This is a genomic window from Arthrobacter sp. 10N43, from assembly GCF_056394525.1.
The window spans coordinates 402,169-423,544 of record NZ_JBFTIA010000005.1 but is presented as its reverse complement, the minus strand read 5'-3'; the positions used below and the strand labels follow the sequence as shown (position 1 = coordinate 423,544).

At 66.9% G+C, this 21,376-nt stretch carries 21 protein-coding genes; 19 read left to right on the top strand and 2 right to left on the bottom strand.

Annotated features, from left to right (window positions below; all coding sequences use genetic code 11):
- Positions 1 to 172 precede the first annotated feature (172 nt).
- A complete protein-coding gene (locus AC1DDO_RS13545; RefSeq protein WP_476972030.1) occupies positions 173 to 637 on the bottom strand; it encodes a succinate dehydrogenase hydrophobic membrane anchor subunit in 465 nt (154 codons plus the stop codon).
- A 3-nt stretch (positions 638 to 640) separates the two neighbouring features.
- Positions 641 to 1,021: a succinate dehydrogenase, cytochrome b556 subunit gene (sdhC, locus tag AC1DDO_RS13540; protein ID WP_079553238.1), complete on the bottom strand. Its 381-nt coding sequence runs from the start codon at positions 1,019 to 1,021 to the stop codon at positions 641 to 643.
- Between the two features lie 267 nt (positions 1,022 to 1,288).
- On the opposite strand from sdhC, the gene AC1DDO_RS13535 reads away from it, so the two are divergent.
- The 19 genes from AC1DDO_RS13535 to AC1DDO_RS13445 all read left to right on the top strand — a co-directional run bounded on the left by AC1DDO_RS13535 (position 1,289) and on the right by AC1DDO_RS13445 (position 21,367).
- Positions 1,289 to 2,422, top strand: coding sequence for a mannose-1-phosphate guanylyltransferase (locus tag AC1DDO_RS13535; protein WP_476972029.1), 1,134 nt, complete (start codon positions 1,289 to 1,291; stop codon positions 2,420 to 2,422).
- A 96-nt stretch (positions 2,423 to 2,518) separates the two neighbouring features.
- Positions 2,519 to 3,718 carry an amidohydrolase gene (locus tag AC1DDO_RS13530; protein ID WP_441410255.1) on the top strand — a complete coding sequence of 400 codons (1,200 nt, stop codon included), beginning with the start codon at positions 2,519 to 2,521 and terminating at the stop codon, positions 3,716 to 3,718.
- 249 nt (positions 3,719 to 3,967) lie between these two features.
- Entirely contained in the window at positions 3,968 to 4,432 is a 465-nt protein-coding gene (locus AC1DDO_RS13525; RefSeq protein WP_476972028.1) for a MarR family winged helix-turn-helix transcriptional regulator, read from the top strand.
- A 73-nt stretch (positions 4,433 to 4,505) separates the two neighbouring features.
- Positions 4,506 to 4,937 (top strand): organic hydroperoxide resistance protein, encoded by a 432-nt coding sequence (locus tag AC1DDO_RS13520; RefSeq protein WP_476972027.1) that lies wholly within the window; start codon positions 4,506 to 4,508, stop codon positions 4,935 to 4,937.
- Complete coding sequence (locus AC1DDO_RS13515; RefSeq protein WP_476868577.1) at positions 4,934 to 5,959, top strand: NADP-dependent oxidoreductase; 1,026 nt, start codon at positions 4,934 to 4,936, stop codon at positions 5,957 to 5,959. The genes AC1DDO_RS13520 and AC1DDO_RS13515 overlap by 4 nt, the downstream gene beginning before the upstream one ends.
- Before the next feature lie 328 nt (positions 5,960 to 6,287).
- Positions 6,288 to 7,394, top strand: coding sequence for a BMP family lipoprotein (locus AC1DDO_RS13510; RefSeq protein WP_441410259.1), 1,107 nt, complete (start codon positions 6,288 to 6,290; stop codon positions 7,392 to 7,394).
- Positions 7,395 to 7,558: 164 nt separating this feature from the next.
- Entirely contained in the window at positions 7,559 to 9,223 is a 1,665-nt protein-coding gene (locus AC1DDO_RS13505; protein WP_476868578.1) for an ABC transporter ATP-binding protein, read from the top strand.
- On the top strand, positions 9,216 to 10,616 hold the full coding sequence (locus AC1DDO_RS13500) for an ABC transporter permease (protein ID WP_476972026.1): 1,401 nt from the start codon (positions 9,216 to 9,218) through the stop codon (positions 10,614 to 10,616). Before AC1DDO_RS13505 ends, AC1DDO_RS13500 begins: the two co-directional genes overlap by 8 nt.
- A complete protein-coding gene (locus tag AC1DDO_RS13495) occupies positions 10,613 to 11,929 on the top strand; it encodes an ABC transporter permease (protein WP_476972025.1) in 1,317 nt (438 codons plus the stop codon). The genes AC1DDO_RS13500 and AC1DDO_RS13495 overlap by 4 nt, the downstream gene beginning before the upstream one ends.
- Before the next feature lie 2 nt (positions 11,930 to 11,931).
- Positions 11,932 to 12,336 (top strand): cytidine deaminase, encoded by a 405-nt coding sequence (locus AC1DDO_RS13490; protein ID WP_476972024.1) that lies wholly within the window; start codon positions 11,932 to 11,934, stop codon positions 12,334 to 12,336.
- Positions 12,333 to 13,664, top strand: coding sequence for a thymidine phosphorylase (locus tag AC1DDO_RS13485; RefSeq protein WP_476972023.1), 1,332 nt, complete (start codon positions 12,333 to 12,335; stop codon positions 13,662 to 13,664). Before AC1DDO_RS13490 ends, AC1DDO_RS13485 begins: the two co-directional genes overlap by 4 nt.
- Positions 13,665 to 13,893: 229 nt before the next feature.
- A complete protein-coding gene (locus tag AC1DDO_RS13480) occupies positions 13,894 to 14,529 on the top strand; it encodes a DedA family protein (protein WP_441410265.1) in 636 nt (211 codons plus the stop codon).
- A gap of 144 nt (positions 14,530 to 14,673) precedes the next feature.
- Positions 14,674 to 15,429 (top strand): DedA family protein, encoded by a 756-nt coding sequence (locus AC1DDO_RS13475; protein WP_476972022.1) that lies wholly within the window; start codon positions 14,674 to 14,676, stop codon positions 15,427 to 15,429.
- Between the two features lie 32 nt (positions 15,430 to 15,461).
- Complete coding sequence (locus AC1DDO_RS13470; RefSeq protein ID WP_476868584.1) at positions 15,462 to 16,622, top strand: adenosine deaminase; 1,161 nt, start codon at positions 15,462 to 15,464, stop codon at positions 16,620 to 16,622.
- 67 nt (positions 16,623 to 16,689) lie between these two features.
- The gene (locus AC1DDO_RS13465) at positions 16,690 to 17,295 is read left to right on the top strand and encodes a MazG nucleotide pyrophosphohydrolase domain-containing protein (protein ID WP_476972072.1); all 606 of its coding nucleotides are present in this window, start codon (positions 16,690 to 16,692) and stop codon (positions 17,293 to 17,295) included.
- Positions 17,296 to 17,445: 150 nt separating this feature from the next.
- Complete coding sequence (eno, locus tag AC1DDO_RS13460) at positions 17,446 to 18,726, top strand: phosphopyruvate hydratase (RefSeq protein ID WP_476867702.1); 1,281 nt, start codon at positions 17,446 to 17,448, stop codon at positions 18,724 to 18,726.
- Between the two features lie 85 nt (positions 18,727 to 18,811).
- A complete protein-coding gene (locus AC1DDO_RS13455) occupies positions 18,812 to 19,555 on the top strand; it encodes an FtsB family cell division protein (RefSeq protein ID WP_476972021.1) in 744 nt (247 codons plus the stop codon).
- A 166-nt stretch (positions 19,556 to 19,721) separates the two neighbouring features.
- On the top strand, positions 19,722 to 20,390 hold the full coding sequence (locus AC1DDO_RS13450; protein ID WP_476972071.1) for a DUF501 domain-containing protein: 669 nt from the start codon (positions 19,722 to 19,724) through the stop codon (positions 20,388 to 20,390).
- Entirely contained in the window at positions 20,387 to 21,367 is a 981-nt protein-coding gene (locus AC1DDO_RS13445; protein WP_476972020.1) for a Ppx/GppA phosphatase family protein, read from the top strand. Before AC1DDO_RS13450 ends, AC1DDO_RS13445 begins: the two co-directional genes overlap by 4 nt.
- The last annotated feature ends 9 nt before the right edge of the window (positions 21,368 to 21,376 follow it).

The following is a 21,376-nucleotide window of genomic DNA, read 5'->3' as shown; positions in this document are numbered from 1 at the left end:
CGGCAGGTACGTGCCTGCCCGGTGAATTCTCGTGCAATCTGCGCCTGCGCTCGGCAGGCAAGATCAGTTGCCGTGACGGACCGCCGGTTCTTGCCCGTTGGGGGCAGCGGTCCGCGGCGGCTCCGCCGTTACGGCCTGGGCCGTTAAGGCCATTGCCTAACGGCCAGTGCCCCTAAGGCGCCGGGCAGAAGCCGCCGGGAAGCTGGACGCCGTTGGCCACGGGGCACGGGTTGAACGTGAAGATGACCAGGGTGCCCAGGATGATGATGACCGTGGTGGCCGCGTAGAGCACAATCTTGAGCCAGAGACGCGTCGCGTCCCTCTCGGCGTAGTCATTGATGATCGTGCGGACGCCGTTGGTGCCGTGCAGCATGGCCAGCCACAGCATGGCCAGGTCCCAGAACTGCCAGAACGGGTCGGCCCACTTGCCGGCCACGAAGCCGAAGTCGATCGCGTGGATGCCCTCGCCGACCAGCAGGTTAACGGTGAGGTGGCCGAAGATCAGCACAACCAGCACCACGCCGGAGAGGCGCATGAAGAGCCAGGCGAGCATCTCGAAGTTGCCCCTCGAGGAACCGCTGCGGCGGTACTTCGGCTGGATCTTGCCGCTGCGCGGGCTCTGAATAGTTGCAGTCATGGCTTAGTGACCTCCAAGTGCGAGGGACAGGTGGCGGATGGAGAAGCCGACCATGACGACGACCCAGAGACCCAGGACCGTCCAGAGCATCTGGCGCTGGTACTTGGCGCCCTTCTTCCAGAAGTCGACGGCGATGATCCGCAGGCCGTTGAAGGCGTGGAACACGATCGCTGCGACAAGGCCCGTTTCACCCAGGGCCATGAGGGGGTTCTTGTAGGCACCAATCACGGCGGTGTAGGCCTCGGGGGACACACGCACCAATGAGGTGTCCAGCACGTGGACCAACAAGAAGAAGAAAATCACTACACCGGTAATGCGGTGTCCAACCCAAGACCACATGCCTTCACGGCCGCGGTACAAGGTGCCAGCTGGTTTTGTCGGCACTGAATAAACCTCCCTGCAACACAGCGGCGCTGGCATGGGATCCACGCGGGGGGAACGCCTGCTGCGAGAGCACTCGTAAGCTCAAGCCTAAATCTAGGCTTCGCTCACAGCTTATTCAATTTAGGAACCCCTTGTTGACAGGCGCCGGCGCGGATTTGCGTCTGATTTGAGACGAACGCCACATTCGGCCGTCCCTGCGGGGGCTTGAAGGGCGTGATCCCGGCGAAGTCAGGGGTGATTCGGCCGCCGTCGGCTAAAGTAGCGGTGATGACTACAGACAAAGTGACAAGCCAGGATTCACCGCTGGACCGTTTTATGGCGGTCATTCCGGCGGGCGGGGTGGGGACCCGCCTTTGGCCCCTGTCGCGGGCAGCAGCCCCGAAATTCCTTCACGACCTCACCGGATCGGGCAGCACGCTACTGCGGGCGACCTATGACCGCCTCCAGCCCGTCGCGGGCACGCACGTGCTGGTGGTGACCGGCGCCGCCCACCGTGACGCCGTCTGCCGGCAGCTGCCTGAGGTCCTGGAATCGGACCTCGTCCTGGAAAGTGAGCCCAAGGACTCCGGTGCGGCTATCGGCCTCGCCGCGGCCATCCTCCACGAGCGGGATCCGGACACCATCATGGGCTCGTTCGCCGCGGACCAGGTCATCAGCCCGGACGGGCTCTTCCAGGACGCGGTCCGGGAGGCCGTCTACACCGCGGCCGCCGGGAAGATCGTCACCATCGGTATCAAGCCCACCCATCCCTCCACCGGATTCGGCTACATCCGCTCCGGCGCGAACCTGAACATCCCCGACGCCCCCAGCGCGCAGTCCGTGGTGGAGTTCGTCGAAAAGCCCAGCGAGGAAGTGGCCCAGCAGTACATCGACAGCGGGGACTACGTCTGGAACGCGGGCATGTTCGTGGCGCCGGTCTCGCTGATGCTCAAGCACCTCGAAGCCAACCAGCCCGAGCTCTTCGCCGGACTCCAGGAAATCGCCAAGGCCTGGGACACCCCGGAGCGCGACGCCGTCACGGCCCGGGTGTGGCCCACGCTGCCCAAGATCGCCATTGACTATGCCGTGGCAGAACCCGCGGCGGCCGCCGGCGACGTAGCCGTCGTTCCCGGCACCTTCCGCTGGGACGACGTCGGGGACTTCGCCTCCGTAGGCCGGCTCAACAGCGCAAAGGAAGTCGACGAGGTCACCGTCCTGGGCGAAGGCGCACGCGTCTTCACCGAGAACGCCAGCGGCGTGGTGGTCTCGGACACCAAGCGGGTGATTGCCCTGATCGGCATCAAGGATGTCGTGATCGTGGACACCCCGGATGCCCTGCTGGTCACCACGAAGGAACACTCGCAGCGGGTCAAGCAGGCCGTGGATGCCATCAAGGCCAAGGGCGACACGGACGTTCTGTAGGGGAATGGGGCGGACCAGGGCTTGTGAATTGTTCAGCAATCCGTAACGCGCCGTACCCGATGCCGCTATTCTTTGTCCGCTAGATAGAGTGATTCTGTGCGCAACTACTCGACTGAAGCTGAGCCCACGACTCTCGTGGGGCCGTGGCTGGAGCCCCTCCTGCCGGAGCTGATCGCTTTCCGCCGCGACCTCCATGCGCATCCGGAGCTCTCGTTCAAGGAGTTCAGGACCACCGACAAGCTGGCGAAACGGCTCGAGGAAGCCGGACTCAAGCCCCGCCGGCTCGAGGGCACAGGTCTGACGGTCGACGTCGGACAGGGGCCCATCGCCACCGCACTGCGGGGGGACATCGACGCCCTGCCCATCATCGAGGAAACCGGCCTTGAGTTCGCCTCGAAGAACCACGGTGTGACCCACGCCTGCGGCCACGATGTCCACACCACCACCATGCTCGGCATCGCCCTGGTCCTCCAGCGCATGAACGAGGTGTCCCCACTGCGGGGGACGGTCCGGATCATCTTCCAGCCGGCCGAGGAAACCATGCCCGGCGGCGCCACCTCCTGCATCGAGCAGGGCGTCCTGGAAGGCGTGCCGCGCATCCTGGCGCTGCACTGCGACCCCCGGATCGAGATCGGCAAGGTCGGCACCCGGATCGGGGCCATCACTTCCGCCTCGGACACCATCAAGATCGAGCTCTCCGGCCGCGGCGGGCACACTTCACGCCCCCACCTGACCGAAGAACTGGTTTTCGCCCTGGCGCAGATCGCGATCAACGTCCCCGCCGTGCTGTCCCGCCGCGTCGACGTCCGCAGCGGCGTCTCGGTGGTCTGGGGCCAGATCTCCGCAGGCTCGGCCCCGAACGCCATCCCCGGCAGCGGCTACATGGCCGGCACCATGCGGTGCCTGGACCGCGAGGCCTGGCACGACGCCGGCGAGCTGCTCGATGACATCATCCGGCAGATCGCGGAGCCCTACGGCGTCGATGTCCATCTGGAACACACCCGCGGCGTGCCGCCGGTGGTCAACTCCGAACATGAGACCGCGCTGATCGAGGCCGCGGCCCGCGCCGAAATCGGCGAGGGCGCCGTGGTTCTGACCCCGCAGTCAATGGGCGGGGAAGACTTCGCCTGGTTCCTGGCCGACACCCCCGGCGCCATGATGCGCCTCGGCACCAAGACTCCCGGCGGGGAAGAGTACGACCTCCACCGCGGCGACTACATCGTTGACGAGCGGGCGCTTGGCCTCGGCATCCAGGTCCTCACGGCGGCGGCCCTGCGCACCATCCGCGACCTCTAGGCGCCGCAGACACCCGCGGCGCTGGCCTGCTGCGTGCCGCCGCGCGCGGGTTTTCCCCACCTTTGACGGCACGACGCCGGGACACACCGGCGGTGCCGGCCGACACGCCGTCGGCTCCTGCCAAACATGGGGAAATCCGGCGGGCACGCGGCGTTGGTTGCGCACAGATTGACGGACGGTTCCGGCATCGGCAATTCGGTTGTGCACAATCGAGTTGTGCACAATCGAATAATGCCGTACGGTGGAAGCATGACCACGCCAGAAGCGGCCCCCACGACCGGCCCGGAAGCCCTCCGCCTGAATCGTCAGGTCTGCTTTGCGATGTACTCGGCTTCGCGCGCAGCCACAGCCGTCTACCGGCCCATGCTGGAGGAGCTTGGCCTGACCTACCCGCAGTACCTTGTCATGCTGGTGCTGTGGGAAGCGGAGCCGCGCAGTGTCCGTGAACTGGGGGAGGAGCTCGGACTCGACTCCGGCACGCTCTCGCCGCTGCTCAAGCGGCTCGAAGCGCTCGGACTCGTCCAGCGCCGCCGGTCCGCCGAGGACGAGCGCCGTGTGGAAATTTTCCTGACCGACGCCGGGGCCGCCCTGAGCGCGAAAGCCAGCGGCATCCCGCAGCGGCTGGCGGACGCCGCCGGCCTCACGGCCGCGGAACTGGACCAGCTCCGCGAAACCCTTGGCCGGCTGACGAACGCCCTTCACGCCTCCCACTGAGCTTTTCCCCGCCGAACCTTTCTCCCACGTAACACTTTCCCGCCAAGACTTCCCGCCGACAGAACGGAAACCCATGAAAACCCTTTACACAGCCGAGGCCCTGGCCTCGGGCGAAGGCCGCGACGGCACAGCCGTCAGCAACGACGGCAAGCTCAGCGTCACCCTGGCCAGCCCGGTGGAGCTTGGCGGCGACGGCGCGGGAACCAACCCCGAGCAGCTGTTCGCCGCCGGCTATGCCGCGTGTTTCCACTCCGCGCTGCGCCTCGTCGGACGCAAGGAGCGCGCCGACCTGACGGACTCCGCGGTCGCCGCGAAGGTCCACCTTGGCGCACTCGAAGACGGCGCCGGCTTCGGCATCGCCGCCGAGCTCGAGATCGCGTTGCCTGCCCTGGACCGGGAAACCGCCGAGGCCCTCGTGGCCAAAGCCCATCAGGTCTGCCCGTACTCCAACGCCACCCGTGGCAACATCACCGTCGACATCACAATCCTGGAGGTAGCCGCATGAGCGCCAGCACCGAAACCCTTCCCGTCACCACCCGCGAGATCCAGCTTGCGTCCCGCCCGCACGGCCGCCCGGTTCCGGCGAACTTCCGCCTCGCCGAGTCGCCGCTGCCCGAGCTGCAGGACGGCCAGGTCCTGGTCCGCAACCTCTTCATTTCGGTGGACCCGTACATGCGGGGCCGCATGAATGACGTCAAGTCCTACTCGGCGCCGTTTGCGCTGGACGCGGCGATGGAGGGCGGCGCCGTCGGCGAAGTCATCGCCTCCCGGGCCGAAGGGCGCGCCGTCGGCGATACGGTCGTGCACAGCCTCGGCTGGCGCGAATACGCCGTCGTCGATGCCGCAGCCACCGCCCCGGCGCGCACCGATCTGGCCCCTGCCCCGGCATTCCTCGGCGCCCTCGGCATGACCGGCCTCACCGCCTACGCGGGACTGCTGAAAGTCGCTGAATTCAAGGCCGGCGACGCCGTTTTCGTCTCCGGCGCCGCAGGTGCTGTCGGCTCACTCGTGGGGCAGATCGCCAAGGCCATGGGTGCGTCCCGGGTCATCGGCAGCGCGGGCTCACCGGAAAAGGTGGCACGGCTGCTCGAACTCGGCTTCGACGCCGCCTTCAACTACCACGACGGCCCGGTCGCGGAACAGCTCGCCGCGGCCGCCGGTGAGCGCGGGATCGACGTCTACTTCGACAACGTCGGCGGCGAGCACCTCGAAGCCGCGTTGTCCGTGCTCACCGTTGGCGGTCGCGTGGCCATGTGCGGGGCCATCGCCCAGTACAACTCGACCGAGCCCACCCCGGCGCCGCGGAACCTCATGCTGGCAATCGGCAAGCAGCTGACGCTCAAGGGCTTCCTGGTCGGCGGCTACTGGCAGCACATGGCCGAATTCGTCGAGACCATGTCCGCCTGGCTGGCCGACGGAACCGTCCGCTACGACGAGACCGTGGTGGATGGCCTGGAGAACGCCCCGCAGGCCTTCATGGACCTGCTCGACGGCGCCAACACCGGCAAGATGCTGGTCCGGCTGTAGCCGCAGCGGCGCAACACCACACACTGCATCGCCTAAAACACAGACGCCTCCGGCGCCAGTTCCCGCAGGAACTGGCGCCGGAGGCGTCTGTGCGCCGGTCGCTGGCAGGAGGGCCCAGCTACCACTAGGTAACAAGTTCTCAACGATCTGGGGAATTGCTGTGAAGTCCGCTATGTGGACGTGTCGCAGGCCACTAAAGTAGCATCCATCAGTGCGCCTTGGCGCAGTGCTGCGAATCCATCAGTGAAAACAGAATTCAGCGGAACACCGCAGACAGACACTCATTGAGCTCCCGTCGTAGCGCCTACTCTTTCTTCCTGGAGGAAAATTGAAGAACTCTCTGCGTGCCACCTTTAAGCGCGGATCAATGGCCGGGGTTGCCACCGCGGGCGCGGCTGCACTCCTGCTGACCGGCTGCGGCGCTGCCCCGGAGGCCAGCACCGCCACCAACACCGCCAGCAACTACCAGGGCTGCATCGTGTCCGACTCGGGTGGGTTCGATGACCAGTCGTTCAACCAGTCCTCCTACGAGGGGCTGAAGAAGGTCACGTCGGAGCTGGGCCTTAAGATGAACCAGGCCGAGTCCAAGACCAACAACGACTTCGAGCCCAACCTGCGCGCCATGGTCTCCGCCGGCTGCAACCTGACCATCACGGTCGGCTTCCTGCTCGGCGACGCCACCAAGTCCCAGGCCACCGCGAACCCGGACAAGCACTTCGCCATCATCGACTTCGGCTACGACACCCCGGTCGCCAACGTCAAGCCGATCATCTACGACACCGCCCAGGCCGCGTTCCTGGCCGGCTACCTCGCAGCGGGCACCACCAAGACCGGAACGGTTGCCACCTTCGGCGGCATCAAGATCCCCACGGTCACCATCTTCATGGACGGCTTCGCCGACGGCGTGAAGTACTACAACGAAAAGAAGGGCAAGGACGTCAAGCTCCTTGGCTGGGACAAGGCCAAGCAGGACGGCTCCTTCACCGGCGACTTCGAAAAGCAGGACAAGGGCAAGCAGTTCACCCAGAACTTCCTGGACCAGGGGGCAGACATCGTCATGCCCGTCGCCGGTCCGGTTGGCAAGGGTGCGGGCGCGGCCCTGCAGGAAGCCAAGGCAGCCGGCAAGGACGTCAAGCTCATCTGGGTTGACTCGGACGGCTTCCTCACGGCACCGGATTACAAGGACATCATGCTCTCCTCCGTCATGAAGCAGATGGGCCAGGCCGTCGAGGCGGTCGTCAAGCAGGACAAGGACGGCCAGTTCACCAACGCGCCGTACATCGGCACCCTCGCGAACGACGGCGTCCAGCTGGCTCCGTTCCACGACATGGATGCCCAGGTTCCGGCCGAACTGAAGACCGAGCTGGACCAGATCAAGAAGGACATCGCCGACGGCAAGCTGAAGGTTGAATCCGCAGCCAGCCCGAAGGCCTAACTTCCTCCGCTAAGCGCCACGGCCCGTCCGGTCACCACCGCACGGGCTGTGGCGCTTTTCGTTGCGGCCCGCCGCGCCTCACACCGCAGGCACTAAGCTGGTGCTGCAGCCCCCACTACGCGTCCGGATCAAGCCTTCCGGACATCTCGAGATTGGTCAGAGTTTTGAAACTTGAACTCAAGGGCATTACAAAACGCTTCGGCTCCCTGGTAGCAAACGATCACATCGATGTGGTTGTTGAACCCGGGCAGATCCACTGTCTGCTCGGCGAGAACGGCGCTGGCAAGTCCACGCTGATGAACGTCCTCTACGGACTGTACGAGCCCACAGAGGGCGAAATCCTGATCGACGACAAACCTGTCACCTTCCGCGGCCCCGGCGACGCGATGGCGGCCGGCATCGGCATGGTGCACCAGCACTTCATGCTTGTCCCCGTCTTTACCGTCGCCGAGAACGTCGCACTGGGAGCGGAGACCACCAAAACTGGTGGATTCCTGGACCTGGAGGACACCCGCCGGAAGATCCGGGAGATTTCCGACCGCTACGGCTTCGACGTCGACCCCGACGCACTGATCGAAGACCTCCCCGTGGGCGTGCAGCAGCGCGTCGAAATCATCAAGGCGCTCGTCCGCGACGCCAAGGTGCTCATCCTCGATGAGCCCACGGCCGTCCTGACGCCGCAGGACACCGATGAGCTGCTGGACATCATGCGCCAGCTCAAGAGCCACGGAACCTCCATCGTCTTCATTTCCCACAAGCTCCGTGAGGTCAAGGCCGTTTCGGACACCATCACAGTCATCCGGCGCGGCAAAGTAGTGGGCTCAGCCGATCCCGGCGCCTCCACCACCGAGCTGGCGTCCATGATGGTGGGCCGCGCCGTGAGCCTGACCCTGGACAAGGCTCCCGCCCAGCCCCAGGAAACCACGTTCGAGGTCAAGGACCTCACCGTGATCGCGCCCAGCGGCCAGCACGTCGTGGACGGCATCAGCTTCGGGATCGCCCGCGGCGAGATTCTCGCCGTCGCTGGCGTCCAGGGCAACGGCCAGACCGAACTGACCGAGGCCATCCTGGGCCTGCACGAGAGGGCCCACGGCTCGATCACCCTCGACGGCGAGGAACTCTTGGGCAAAAGCGTCAAGGACGTCCTCAACTCCGGCGTCGGATTCGTCCCGGAGGACCGTTCGCTCGACGGGCTGATCGGCACCTTCTCCATCGCCGAGAACCTGATCCTGGACCGCTACGACCAGGCACCGTTCGCCAAGGGCATCAGCATGAGCCCGGCCAAGGTCCTGGAGAACGCCAAGACCCGGATTGAGGAATTCGACGTCCGCACCCCGTCCGGCATGCTTGCCGCGGGCACCCTGTCCGGCGGCAACCAGCAGAAAGTCGTCATGGCGCGGGAGCTCTCCCGGCCGCTGCGGCTCTTCATCGCCTCCCAGCCCACGCGCGGCGTGGACGTCGGCTCCATCGAATTCCTGCACAAGCGCATCGTCGCGGAACGGGACCACGGCACGCCGGTCATGATCGTCTCCACGGAACTGGACGAAGTCATTGAACTCGCCGACCGCATCGCCGTGCTCTACAAGGGCCGGCTGGTCGGGATCGTCCCGGCCGGCACCGGCCGCGACGTCCTGGGCCTGATGATGGCCGGTGTTTCCCCGGACGAGGCCCAGGCCGAAGCCGCGGAGAAACAACCGGCGCAATCCGTCGAAGACAGCACGGCGAACGCTGCCGAAAACACTGCCGACACCCCAGCAACGAACCCGGCGCCCGCCGCCCCGTCCGTGCAGGAGCCCCGCTCCGGCGCCGTAGGAGACCACCATGAGTGAGAACACCGAGCCGCGGCCCGCGGCCGCACCGGACCCGGACCGGATTCCGGCAGCCATAACCACCGAGGTGGAGCCTGAACCGCTAGAGGACGACGCCGAGTTCGTCACCTCGCTGGACACCGCTGGAGGTGCCCACCAGCCATCGGCCGTTCCGGTCTCGGCCCAGAGCGGAACCCTTCCCGGTGCCCCGGAAGACGAGTCGCTGCTGCGCAAGATCTTCACCGGCAACGGCATAGTGACCATCCTGGCGGTGCTGCTGGCACTGATCCTGGGCGGCCTGCTCATCGCCATGACGGACAAGGTTGTCGGCACCACCGCCGGCTATCTCTTTGCCCGGCCCAGCGACTTCCTCACCGCCGTCTGGTCCGCCGCCACCGATTCCTACGTCGCCCTCTTCCAGGGCGCGGTCTTCAACCCCCACGGGACCGGAGCGGCCGGACAGTTCGCGCCCCTCATGGAGACACTGACCATCGCCACCCCGCTGATCACAGCCGGCCTGGGCGTCGCCCTGGCCTTCCGGGCAGGCCTGTTCAACATCGGTGCGCAGGGCCAAATCATCATGGCCGGCATCCTGGCTTCGTGGGTCGGCTTCGCGCTGCACCTGCCGCTGGGCCTGCACCTGCTGCTGGTCCTCGTGGCCGGCGTCATCGGCGGCGCCGTCTGGGGCGGCATCGTCGGCGTGCTCAAAGCCAGGACGGGCGCCCACGAGGTCATCGTGACCATCATGTTCAACTACATCGCCCTCTATTTCCTGCGCTACCTGCTCGACACCGACTTGTTCCAGCGCCCGGGGGCGGACACCCCGATCTCGCCGATCCTGGACCCGAGCGCCGTGTACCCGCTGCTCTTCGGCAGCCAGTACCGGCTGCACCTGGGCTTCCTGCTGGCCATCGCGGCCACCGTGTTTGTCTCGTGGCTGCTGAACCGTTCCACCCTCGGTTTCGAGTTCCGTGCCGTCGGTGCCAACCCCAAGGCAGCCCTGACTGCCGGGATCAACGTCTCCCGGGCCACCATCCTGGTGATGACCATTGCCGGTGGCCTGGCCGGCCTGGCCGGTGTCGCGCAGGTGGCAGGCACCGAAAAAGTCCTGACCGACGGTGTCGCGGCAACCTACGGCTTTGACGCGATCACCGTGGCGCTGCTGGGACGCTCGTCGCCGTGGGGCACCTTTGCCGCCGGCCTGCTGTTCGGAGCCTTCCGCGCAGGCGCCGTCCAGATGCAGATCCAGACCGGAACTCCGATCGACATCGTCCTCGTGGTCCAGTCGCTCATTGTGCTGTTCATCGCGGCTCCGCCCCTGGTCCGGTCGATCTTCGGACTGAACCCGCGCAAGAAGAAGCCCGCGACCGCCGGCAAAACCAAGCAGGCAGCAACCACCGGAGGTGCCGCATGAGCACAACAGCAACCTCACCCGTTCAGGGGGAATCCCAGCCGGACAAGGGCCGCAGGCCCGCTGTGTCCGCGAAGCCCGTAACCTGGAAGCTGCCGGTCACCCTGGCGGTGCTGGCCACCGTCGCCTTCATCTTCTTCGGCCTCCTGGGCCCGCAAGGAACCGCCAAGTTCGGGGTTTCCTCCGGTGGCGACTTCTTCCAACTCCCCGCGATCCAAGTCCCTGCATTCCTGTCCGGGATGGTGCTCTCCCTGATCCTGCTGGGCCTCGCGGGCTACGCCTTGGTCCTGAAGGCGAAACAGAACGCCCGGCCCCCACGCTGGCTGCCGGCCGTGTTCACCGTCGTGTTCGTGGTCGCCTTCCTGATCTGGGTGGTGGGCGGAGCCCGGACCCCCAGCATTTCGCTGGCCGGCCTCATCGCCGGATCCGTGACCCTGGCCGTGCCGATCGTCTTCGGCTCCCTCTCAGGTGTGCTGTGCGAACGCGCCGGCGTCGTGAACATCGCCATCGAAGGCCAGCTCCTGGGCGGTGCCTTCACGGCCGCGCTCGTCGCCAGCCTGACCCACAACCCCTACCTGGGACTGCTGGCGGCAGCCGTTGCCGGCGCCCTGGTCTCCATGGTGCTGGCGCTGTTCAGCATCAAATACGTGGTTAACCAAATCATCGTCGGCGTCGTGCTCAACGTCCTGGTCTCCGGGCTCACCGGCTTCCTGTTCACCACCGTGATGCAGTCCGACCCGGAGAAATACAACTCTCCCGGCCGGCTGCCCATCATCGACATCCCGGTCCTTTCCGGCATCCCCGTGATCGGGCCCATCCTGTTCAAGCAGTCCGTTGTGGGATATCTGATGTATATCGCCGTGATTGTGATCTGGATTGGACTGTTCAAGACCAAGTGGGGCCTGCGCGTCCGGGCTGTGGGCGAGCACCCTCAGGCGGCTGACACGCTGGGCATCAAGGTCAACGCGACCCGCTTCTGGAACGTCACGATGGGCGGGGCCGTCGCCGGAATCGGCGGATCGTTCTTCACCCTCGTGGCGATCGACAGCTTCACCAAGGAAATCTCCGGCGGCCGCGGCTTCATCGCCCTCGCCGCCATGATCCTGGGCCGCTGGAACCCGATCGGGGCGTTCTTCGCCGCGCTGCTGTTTGGCTTCGCCGACAACCTGCAGAGCATCGTGACGATCATCGGCACCCCGGTACCGAGCCAGTTCATGGCCATGCTGCCGTACGTCGTGACCGTGTTTGCCGTGGCCGGACTGGTTGGCCGCTCCCGGCCGCCGGCAGCCGACGGCATACCGTACGTCAAGGGCTGACCGTGGCGGACATCGCGGTGGACTGGGCGGCGCTCGAAGCCGCGGCAGTGTCCGCCATGAAGAACGCCTACGCGCCGTATTCGAAGTTTCCGGTGGGGGCAGCTGCCCTCACCGGGGACGGCCGGATCGTCAGCGGCTGCAACGTGGAGAACGCAAGCTACGGGCTGACCCTGTGCGCCGAGTGCGCCCTGGTGGGCAACCTGCATATGACCGGCGGGGGACTGCTCCGGGCCTTCTACTGCGTCGACGCCGGCGGGAACGTCCTCATGCCGTGCGGGCGCTGCCGCCAGCTGCTCTATGAATTCCGGGCTCCCGACATGGAGCTCATGACCACGCAGGGAATCAAGACCATGGACCAGGTCCTTCCCGATGCCTTTGGCCCCCAACACCTGGAGGAACCCCGGTGACACTTCCGACACAGACAACAGGCAACACCGAAGCGTTCGACGCCGTCGACATCATCCGCGTCAAGCGGGACAAGGGCGTGCTCAGCCCGGCCCAGATCGACTGGACGATCGATGCGTACACCCGCGGCGCCATCGCCGATGAGCAGATGGCTGCCCTGAACATGGCCATCCTGCTCAACGGCATGGACCGGGCCGAGATCTCCCGCTGGACGGCGGCCATGATCGCCTCCGGCGAGCGGATGGACTTCTCCGGCCTGCGCCGGCCCGACGGCGGCATGAAGGCGACGTCGGACAAGCACTCCACGGGCGGTGTCGGGGACAAGATCACCCTGCCGCTGGCGCCCCTGGTGGCGGTGTTCGGCGTGGCCGTGCCGCAGCTCTCGGGCCGCGGCCTCGGCCACACCGGCGGCACCCTGGACAAGCTCGAGGCCATCCCGGGCTGGCGTGCAGACCTCAGCAATGAGGAAATGATGGCCCAGCTCCAGGACGTCGGCGCGGTCATTTGCGCTGCCGGCGCGGGACTGGCCCCGGCGGACAAGAAGCTGTACGCGCTGCGTGACGTCACCGGGACCGTGGAGGCCATCCCGCTGATCGCGTCCTCGATCATGAGCAAGAAGATCGCCGAAGGCACCGGCTCGCTCGTTCTCGATGTCAAGGTGGGCAGCGGCGCCTTCATGAAGGACGAGGCCCGGGCCCGCGAACTGGCCGAAACCATGGTGGCCCTGGGCAAGGACGCCGGCGTCAACACCGTGGCCCTGCTGACCAACATGAACACGCCCCTGGGCCTCACCGCCGGCAACGCGATCGAGGTTGAGGAATCCGTCGAGGTCCTCGCCGGCGGCGGCCCGGAAGACGTCGTCGAACTCACCGTTCGGCTCGCGGAGGAAATGCTGGCATGCGCCGGCGTCCGTGACGCCGATCCCCGGGCCGCCCTCCGGGACGGCCGGGCCATGGATGTGTGGAACCGAATGATTGAGGCGCAGGGCGGCGACCCGCGCGCCAAGCTCCCGGTCGCCAAGGAATCCGAGGTCATCTACGCCGCGGCCGACGGCGTCCTGGTGGAACTCGACGCGATGGCCGTCGGCGTTGCGGCCTGGCGGCTCGGTGCCGGACGTGCCCGCAAGGAGGACCAGGTCCAGGCCGGCGCCGGGGTGCGGATGCACGCCAAGCCGGGCGCCACGGTCAAGGCGGGCGAACCGCTCATGACCCTCCTGACGGACACCCCGGAGAAGTTCGAGCGCGCCAAGGAAGCCCTGGAGCGCGCCGCGGTGATCGCGCCGGAGGGCTCCCGGCCCGCCCAGAAGCTCATCATCGACCGCATCGCCTAAGCCCCACCCCCGGTTGCCCTATCACCTATGGTCCCCAAACCCCTGGTTTAGCCGCCATAAGTGATAGGGCAACGGGCGTGTCCGCGGCATTTCGGCGGCGCGAGCGGGGCCGGCGGTACACTAACCCCACAGCAGTACACTTCAAACGCAGGCACGGCTCCGGCCGAGCCTGCGTTTGAAGTATCTCTACCTGAAGGACCTATCTGGCCCCGCCGCGCGTTAGGAAGCTGTGCAGGCAATCAACGACTTCATCCTCGCCGCCGCAGGGCAACCCTGGGTTCTGGTCCTCGTTTTCGCGTGCTGCGTGATCGACGGCTTCTTCCCGCCGATCCCCAGCGAATCCGTGGTGGTGGGCCTGGCCGCCGTCGCCGCCACCGCGGGTGTTCCCAATCCTTTCCTCCTGATCGCCACCGCCGCTGCCGGGGCCTGGGTGGGCGACAACCTCGCCTACCTGATCGGCCGCAGGACCGGGACGCGGCGCTGGGCCTGGCAGCGCGGCGTCAAGATGCAGGCGGCCTTCCGTTGGGCCGGACGGGAACTGCGGAAACGGCCCGCGTCCCTGATCCTCGTGGCGCGCTTCGTCCCGATCGGACGGGTGGCTGTCAACCTGACTGCCGGGGCCACGCACTACCCGCGGCCCCGTTTCATGAGCCTGACGGTGCTTTCGGCGCTGTTGTGGGCCGGCTACTCGGTGGGGATCGGGCTGTTTGTTGGGCCGTGGTTTGAGAAAAACCATGTGCTGGGCGCGGCCATTGCGATCGTCTGCGCAGTCGTCCTGGGCGTCGCCGTGGACTTCGTGATCGGCAAGGTGCGGGGCCGCGTCCCCGAGGAATCGACCCAATCCGTTCCGCCCGCCGAGTCCTAGGCGGATTGGGCCCGCCCATGGGACACTTAGGAGCGATTTGGGTCACGTTCGTGGGCCGCATTTCGTCCAAGGCACCACCCACTGTCATCGCTTGTCCGCTACGGCTTAGTTGTCCGTTTCCAGTCATCAAGGAGCACCACCCGCATGGAGTTCATTAACGAGGCCGTGCTCCATGCCGCTGGCCAGTGGTGGATCTACCCCCTGTTGCTGGTTTTCTTCTTCGTGGACGGCTTCGCGATGGTGGTCCCCAGCGAGACCCTGATCGTTGCCCTTGCGGCGTACTCGCTGCACAGCGGCCAGCCCAACCTGTGGATCCTGGGCCTCACGGCGCTCGTCGGAGCCATGGCGGGCGACAACATGGCCTACATGCTCGGCCGGAAGATTGGCCTCGAACGGTTCCGCTGGATGCGCAAACCGAAGGTCCAAAAGGTCTTTGGGTGGGCCCACTATGAACTCGAGAAGCGCGGCGCCGTCCTGATCTTCACCGCCCGGTACATCCCGTGGGGCAGGGTCGCCGTCAACTACGTGGCGGGCACGACGGCGTTCCCGCACCGGAGGTTCTTCTTCCTGGACGCCTTCGCGTGCCTCACATGGGTCGCCTACTCGATCGGCATCGGCGTCCTGGCCAGTTCCTTCCCGTGGCTGCACCACAACCCGCTGCTCAGCGCGGGGATCGCGGTGGTATTCGCGATCGTGCTCGGGGTCCTGATCGACCACCTCCTGCGCTGGTGGCACAAGCGCCTCGGCCGCAACGACACAGGGCCCAGCCACGGCGACGCCCGTCCCGTCCCCGCCGACGCCGGGCCCAGCCAGGAGCACGCTCCCCGGGAACAGGCTTCCGGGATGCACGGCACCATCCTGGCCGGTCCGTCCACTGAGGCCGGAGCATCCAGAAAGTAGCATCCGGCGCCCCGCGACCCTATGGTTGGAACGTGACTGAGACTATTCCTGACGCTGCCCCTGACCTCGAATTCGACCTGAAGGCCCTTCCCAAGGTTTCCCTTCACGACCACCTGGACGGCGGGCTCCGGCCGGCCACCATCATTGAACTTGCGGAGGCTGTGGGCCACACGCTGCCGTCCACGGATCCCGTAGCGCTGGGGGAGTGGTTCCGCGAGTCCGCCGATTCCGGCTCCCTGGTCCGCTACCTGGAAACGTTTGACCACACCATCGCCGTGATGCAGACCAAGGAAGGCCTGTTCCGGGTCGCGAAGGAATTCGTCGAAGACCTGGCCGACGACGGCGTCGTATACGGCGAAGTGCGCTGGGCCCCGGAACAGCACCTGCAGAAGGGTCTGAACCTGGACGAAGTGGTGGAGGCCGTGCAGGCCGGGCTGGAAGCCGGCGTGGACGCCGTCGCCGAAACCGGCCGCGACATCCAGGTGGGCCAGCTCATCACCGCCATGCGCCACGCCGACCGCGGGCAGGAGATCGCCGAACTGGCGGTCCGTCACCGCAACAACGGTGCCGTGGGCTTCGACATCGCCGGAGCCGAGGACGGCTTCCTGCCCTCCCGCTTCAAAGACGCCTTCACCTACCTCGCCCAGCACAACTTCCCGGCCACGGTCCACGCCGGCGAGGCCGCGGGCCTGGAAAGCATCCAGTCGGCCCTCGTGGATGGCCGGGCCCTGCGCCTGGGCCACGGTGTGCGGATCGCCGAGGACGTCACGATCGAATTCGAAGACGCCGACGACGCCGGGGACGGCTCCGAGGACGAAGTCGATGACACCATCGGGATGGTGACCCTGGGCGAGCTTGCCAGCTGGGTGCGCGACCGCGGCATCGCGCTGGAGATCTGCCCGTCGTCGAACCTGCAGACCGGTGCGATCGCCGGCTTCGGCGAGGGCATCGAAAGCCACCCGCTGGACATGCTCTACCAGCTGGGCTTCAACGTCACCATCAACACCGACAACCGCCTCATGAGCGGCGTGACCCTCACGGACGAGTTCGAGCTCCTGGTCGAGACATTCGACTACGACCTCGACGACCTGCTGGAACTGACGCTCAACGCGGCCGAGGCCGCCTTCCTCCCGCTCGAGGAGAAGGAAGCACTGGTGGAATACATCAACGAGGCCTACGCCGACCTTGGCTAACGAAGAACCATCACCCGTCCAGGGGCTTGTCGCTGTGATTGCGGCGCTGCGCGAGCACTGCCCCTGGATGGGTGCCCTCACCCACGAGTCCCTCGTGGAGTACCTCCTCGAGGAGGCCCACGAGGTCGCCGAAACCATCGAGACCGCCGGCGGCGATGCCGAACTGAAGTCCGAACTGGGTGATGTGCTGCTCCAGGTGGTCCTGCACGCCCGGTTGGCCGAAGAACGGGGCGCCTTTGACCTCGACGACGTCGCCCGCGGCCTCGCTGCCAAGATGATCCGCCGCAACCCTCACGTGTTCCGGCCCGACGGCTCGTTGCAGGAAACCTTCCCGGCAACGGTGGAGGAGATCGTCCTGAAGTGGGATGCCGTCAAGCGTTCCGAAAAGCTGCACACGGAGAAGTCCCACCCCGGAGAGGCGCTGGACGGTGTCCCGGCCGCTCTTCCGGCACTGGCGCGGGCCCAGAAGCTGCTGGACCGGGCCGAACGCGCGGGCCTCCCGGCGGCCGCAGGCGAAACCGCCGTCGAAATGCCAGCCACCGAAGAGGAGCTCGGTGAGCTCTTGTTCGGCATCGTTGCGGCGGCCCGCCGCAGCGGGTTCGACGCCGAGCGTGCCCTCCGCGGGGCCGGCCGGCGCTTCCAGGCGGACCGGGCGCACCCGCGGACGCCATGATGACGTCCGGGGATTGGATAGGTTTCCGTAACCTCCGCCACTCTCGACTACGCTAGTAGCGACGACGACGTCGGCTTTCCAGCTTGATGTACAGCCAGAGTCCAAGCAGTCAGATTCCCTGCAGATCGCTTCACCCAAAGGAGCATATCCATGGCGCTTATCGATGCCATCCACGCCCGCGAGATCCTCGATTCCCGTGGCAACCCCACCGTAGAAGTTGAAGTCCTGCTCTCGGACGGCCAGATCGGCCGCGCAGCAGTTCCCTCCGGCGCCTCCACCGGCGAGCACGAGGCCGTTGAACTGCGCGACGGCGACAAGGGCCGCTACCTCGGCAAGGGTGTCCAGAAGGCCGTTGACGCCGTCATCGATCAGATCGCCCCGGCGCTGACCGGTTTCGACGCCACCGACCAGCGCAGCATCGACCAGGCCATGATCGACCTGGACGGCACCCCCAACAAGGCCAAGCTCGGCGCCAACGCCATCCTGGGCGTTTCCCTGGCCGTGGCTAACGCTGCCGCCGCCTCCGCAGACCTGCCGCTGTACAAGTACCTCGGCGGCCCCAACGCCCACGTCCTGCCCGTTCCGCTGATGAACATCCTCAACGGTGGCTCGCACGCCGACTCTGACGTGGACATCCAGGAATTCATGATCGTCCCGATCGGCGCCGAGACCTTCTCCGAGGGCCTGCGCTGGGGCGTTGAGGTCTACCACAACCTCAAGTCCGTCCTGCAGGCCAAGGGCCTCTCCACCGGCCTTGGCGACGAGGGCGGCTTCGCGCCGAACCTGCCGTCCAACCGTGCTGCCCTGGACCTGATCCAGGAAGCGATCAAGAACGCCGGCTACACCCCGGGCAAGGACATCGCCCTGGCACTGGATGTCGCCTCCTCCGAGTTCTTCACCGACGGCGCCTACCAGTTCGAGGGCAAGGCCCTGACGGCGTCCGAGATGAGCGCGTACTACGCCGAGCTCGTGGCCGACTACCCGCTGGTTTCCATCGAGGACCCGCTGGACGAGAACGACTGGGAAGGCTGGAAGACCCTCACCGACGCCATCGGCGACAAGGTCCAGCTGGTGGGCGATGACCTCTTCGTCACCAACCCGTCCATCCTGCAGCGCGGCATCGACACCAAGACCGCCAACTCGCTGCTGGTCAAGGTCAACCAGATCGGCTCCCTGACCGAGACCCTGGACGCAGTCTCCCTCGCCCAGCGCGCGGGTTACACGACCATCACCTCGCACCGCTCCGGCGAAACCGAGGACACCACCATCGCTGACATCTCCGTGGCAACCAACGCGGGACAGATCAAGACCGGTGCCCCGGCCCGCTCCGAGCGCGTCGCCAAGTACAACCAGCTGCTGCGCATCGAAGAAGAGCTCGACGACGCCGCACGGTACGCCGGCCGCAGCGCCTTCCCGCGTTTCAAGGGCTAGTTAGCCGCGAAAACCGGTAACCGGTGGCTATGGTTGAAAGACCATGGCCACCGGTTCTGTTTTTGGCCGCTTTTGAAGGAGTGACATGGCTACCCGACGCCCCAATGTTCCCCGGGCTACCCCTGCTGCCCGCAAGACTGAGGCCGTCAGGCCTCCGGCCGGAGGCTTAGGGGAAACGGACGACGGCGGCGAGGTCATCCAGGCCGACTTTGGCGGCTCCCGCGGCGGCGCGGCGACGCCGGCCGCATCCTCCGGCACCGCTCCTTCCACGTCCCGCGCGTCGGCGACCGCAGCGGGCAAGCCCGCCACAACGGGCCCCGCAGCAGCATCAGCCGCGAAACCGGCAACCCGGCGCGCACCCGGGAAGGCCAGCGGGAAGGCCAACGGCAAAGCCACAGCCCGGGCCGGCGGCGCGGCTGCGGACGAATCCCTGGACCCCGTGCCCGCCAAGGCGTTCTCGGGCCGGCTGCTTGCCCTCGGCGTCGTCATGATTGCCATCACCATCCTGCTGGCCCCCACGGTCAAGATCTTCGTCGACAAGCGCGCCGAAATCGCGGCGCTGCAGGCCGATATCGCGGCCAAACAGACCAAGCAGGAGGACCTCAAGCGGCAGGTTTCACGGTGGCAGGACCCCAACTACGTGAAGCAGCAGGCCCGCGACCGCATTAACATGGTTATGCCCGGCGAAACGGGCTACTGGGTATTTGGCAGCGATCTTCCTGCCGCGCAGTCCAGTGGCACGGCGGGCGCAGCATCAGCACAAGACCCGGCCAACCTGCCATGGGTGGATGCCCTCTGGGAGTCCGTCCGGCGATCGGCAACAGACTAGAAGCGGCGCCCGCCGCCGGGATTGTCCCGCGGACGATCCAAGAACAGGGCAGGAAGGTGCCACTCCCGTGGACCAGAACCGAGTGGACCAGAACCGACCGGACGAGAACAGTGCGGCCCAGGCCCCGGCGTCATCTGAGGGGGCCAGCGCCCCGGAGGCCTCGGCCCTGCCGACCCCGCACGACCTCGAGGTCCTGAGCCGCCAGCTGGGCCGGCCAGTGCGGGACGTCGTCGAAATCCCGGCCCGCTGCGTCTGCGGAAACCCGCTCGTGGCCGCCACCTCGCCGCGGCTCAGCAACGGTACGCCGTTCCCCACCACGTTTTACCTCACGCATCCGGTGATCACGTCCGCGGTGTCGCGGCTGGAAGCTGCCGGGCTGATGAACGAGATGAACGACAGGCTCGCCGCCGATACCGATCTCGCCGCGCGGTACCGCGCCGCCCACGAGGCGTACCTGGCCTCCCGGGCCGAGATCGGCGCACGGTCCGGCATCGGTGCCGTCCCGGAAATCGACGGCGTCTCCGCCGGCGGCATGCCGACCCGCGTCAAATGCCTGCACGTCCTCGTGGGGCACTCGCTGGCCGCCGGGCCTGGCGTGAACCCGCTGGGCGACGAGTCGGTCGCCGCCATCGCCGAGTGGTGGACCGCGGACCGCTGCTACTGTGACGGCGCCTGGGACACCGGCGGCGAGGTCCCCTCCCAGGACCTCAGCCGCCACGGACCCCAGGGCCTGCCGGAGATTGTGGGCCGGCCCGCCCCCGTCCGCAAGTCCCGCGCAGCCGCAGACGATACTGCCGATATTCCCGGCGACGCCGGCGCGGGGGAGTCCAAGTGACCCGGGTCGCGGCCGTGGACTGCGGCACCAACTCGATCCGCCTGCTGATCGCCGATATCGACACAAATGTAGACACAGAGCTGAACCCGGGCGGAGCCGGACAGCCCACACCGCGGCTGACCGACGTCGTGCGGGAAATGCGGGTGGTCCGGCTGGGCCAGGGCGTGGACTCCACCGGCGAACTGGCCCAGGAAGCGCTCGAACGCACCTTCGCCGCCACCCGGGACTACGCAGACCTTATCCGCCGGCACGGCGTCGACAAAGTGCGCTTCGTGGCCACCTCCGCCACCCGCGACGCCCGCAACCGGCAAGTCTTCGTGGACGGCATCCGCGCCATCCTCGGCGTCGAACCCGAAGTGATCACCGGGGACGAGGAGGCCGCGCTGTCCTTCGCCGGCGCCAGCAGTGTGCTGCCCTCCCGCGGGGAGGACCCAGTGCTGGTGGTGGACCTCGGCGGCGGAAGCACGGAGTTCGTGTTGGGCAACGCCGACGGCGTCATCGCCGCCCGCTCGGTCGACGTCGGCTGCGTGCGGATGACCGAACGGCACCTGCGCAGCGATCCGCCCACACCGGAGCAGATCGCGGCGGCGGAGGCCGACGTCGACGCCGCCATCAGCGAGGCGGCAAAGACGGTTCCGCTGGAACGCGCCACCGCCGTCGTCGGCGTGGCCGGTTCCGTCACCACCATCACGGCACATGCCCTGGGCCTGCCGGAGTATTCGCCGGCCGCGATCCACGGCACCGAACTGGACCTGGACGCGGTCCGCAAAGCCTGCACCGAGCTGCTCGAAATGACCCGGGAGGAGCGGGCCGCCCTGCCGTACATGCACCCCGGGCGGGTGGACGTGATCGGCGCCGGCGGTCTGGTGTGGCGGCGGGTCCTGCAACGCCTGGCCGAGGTCACGGCCGGCCGCATCACCACGGCAGTGACCAGTGAACACGATATTCTTGACGGAATTGCCCTCAGCATCCGCTAAATTTTCCCC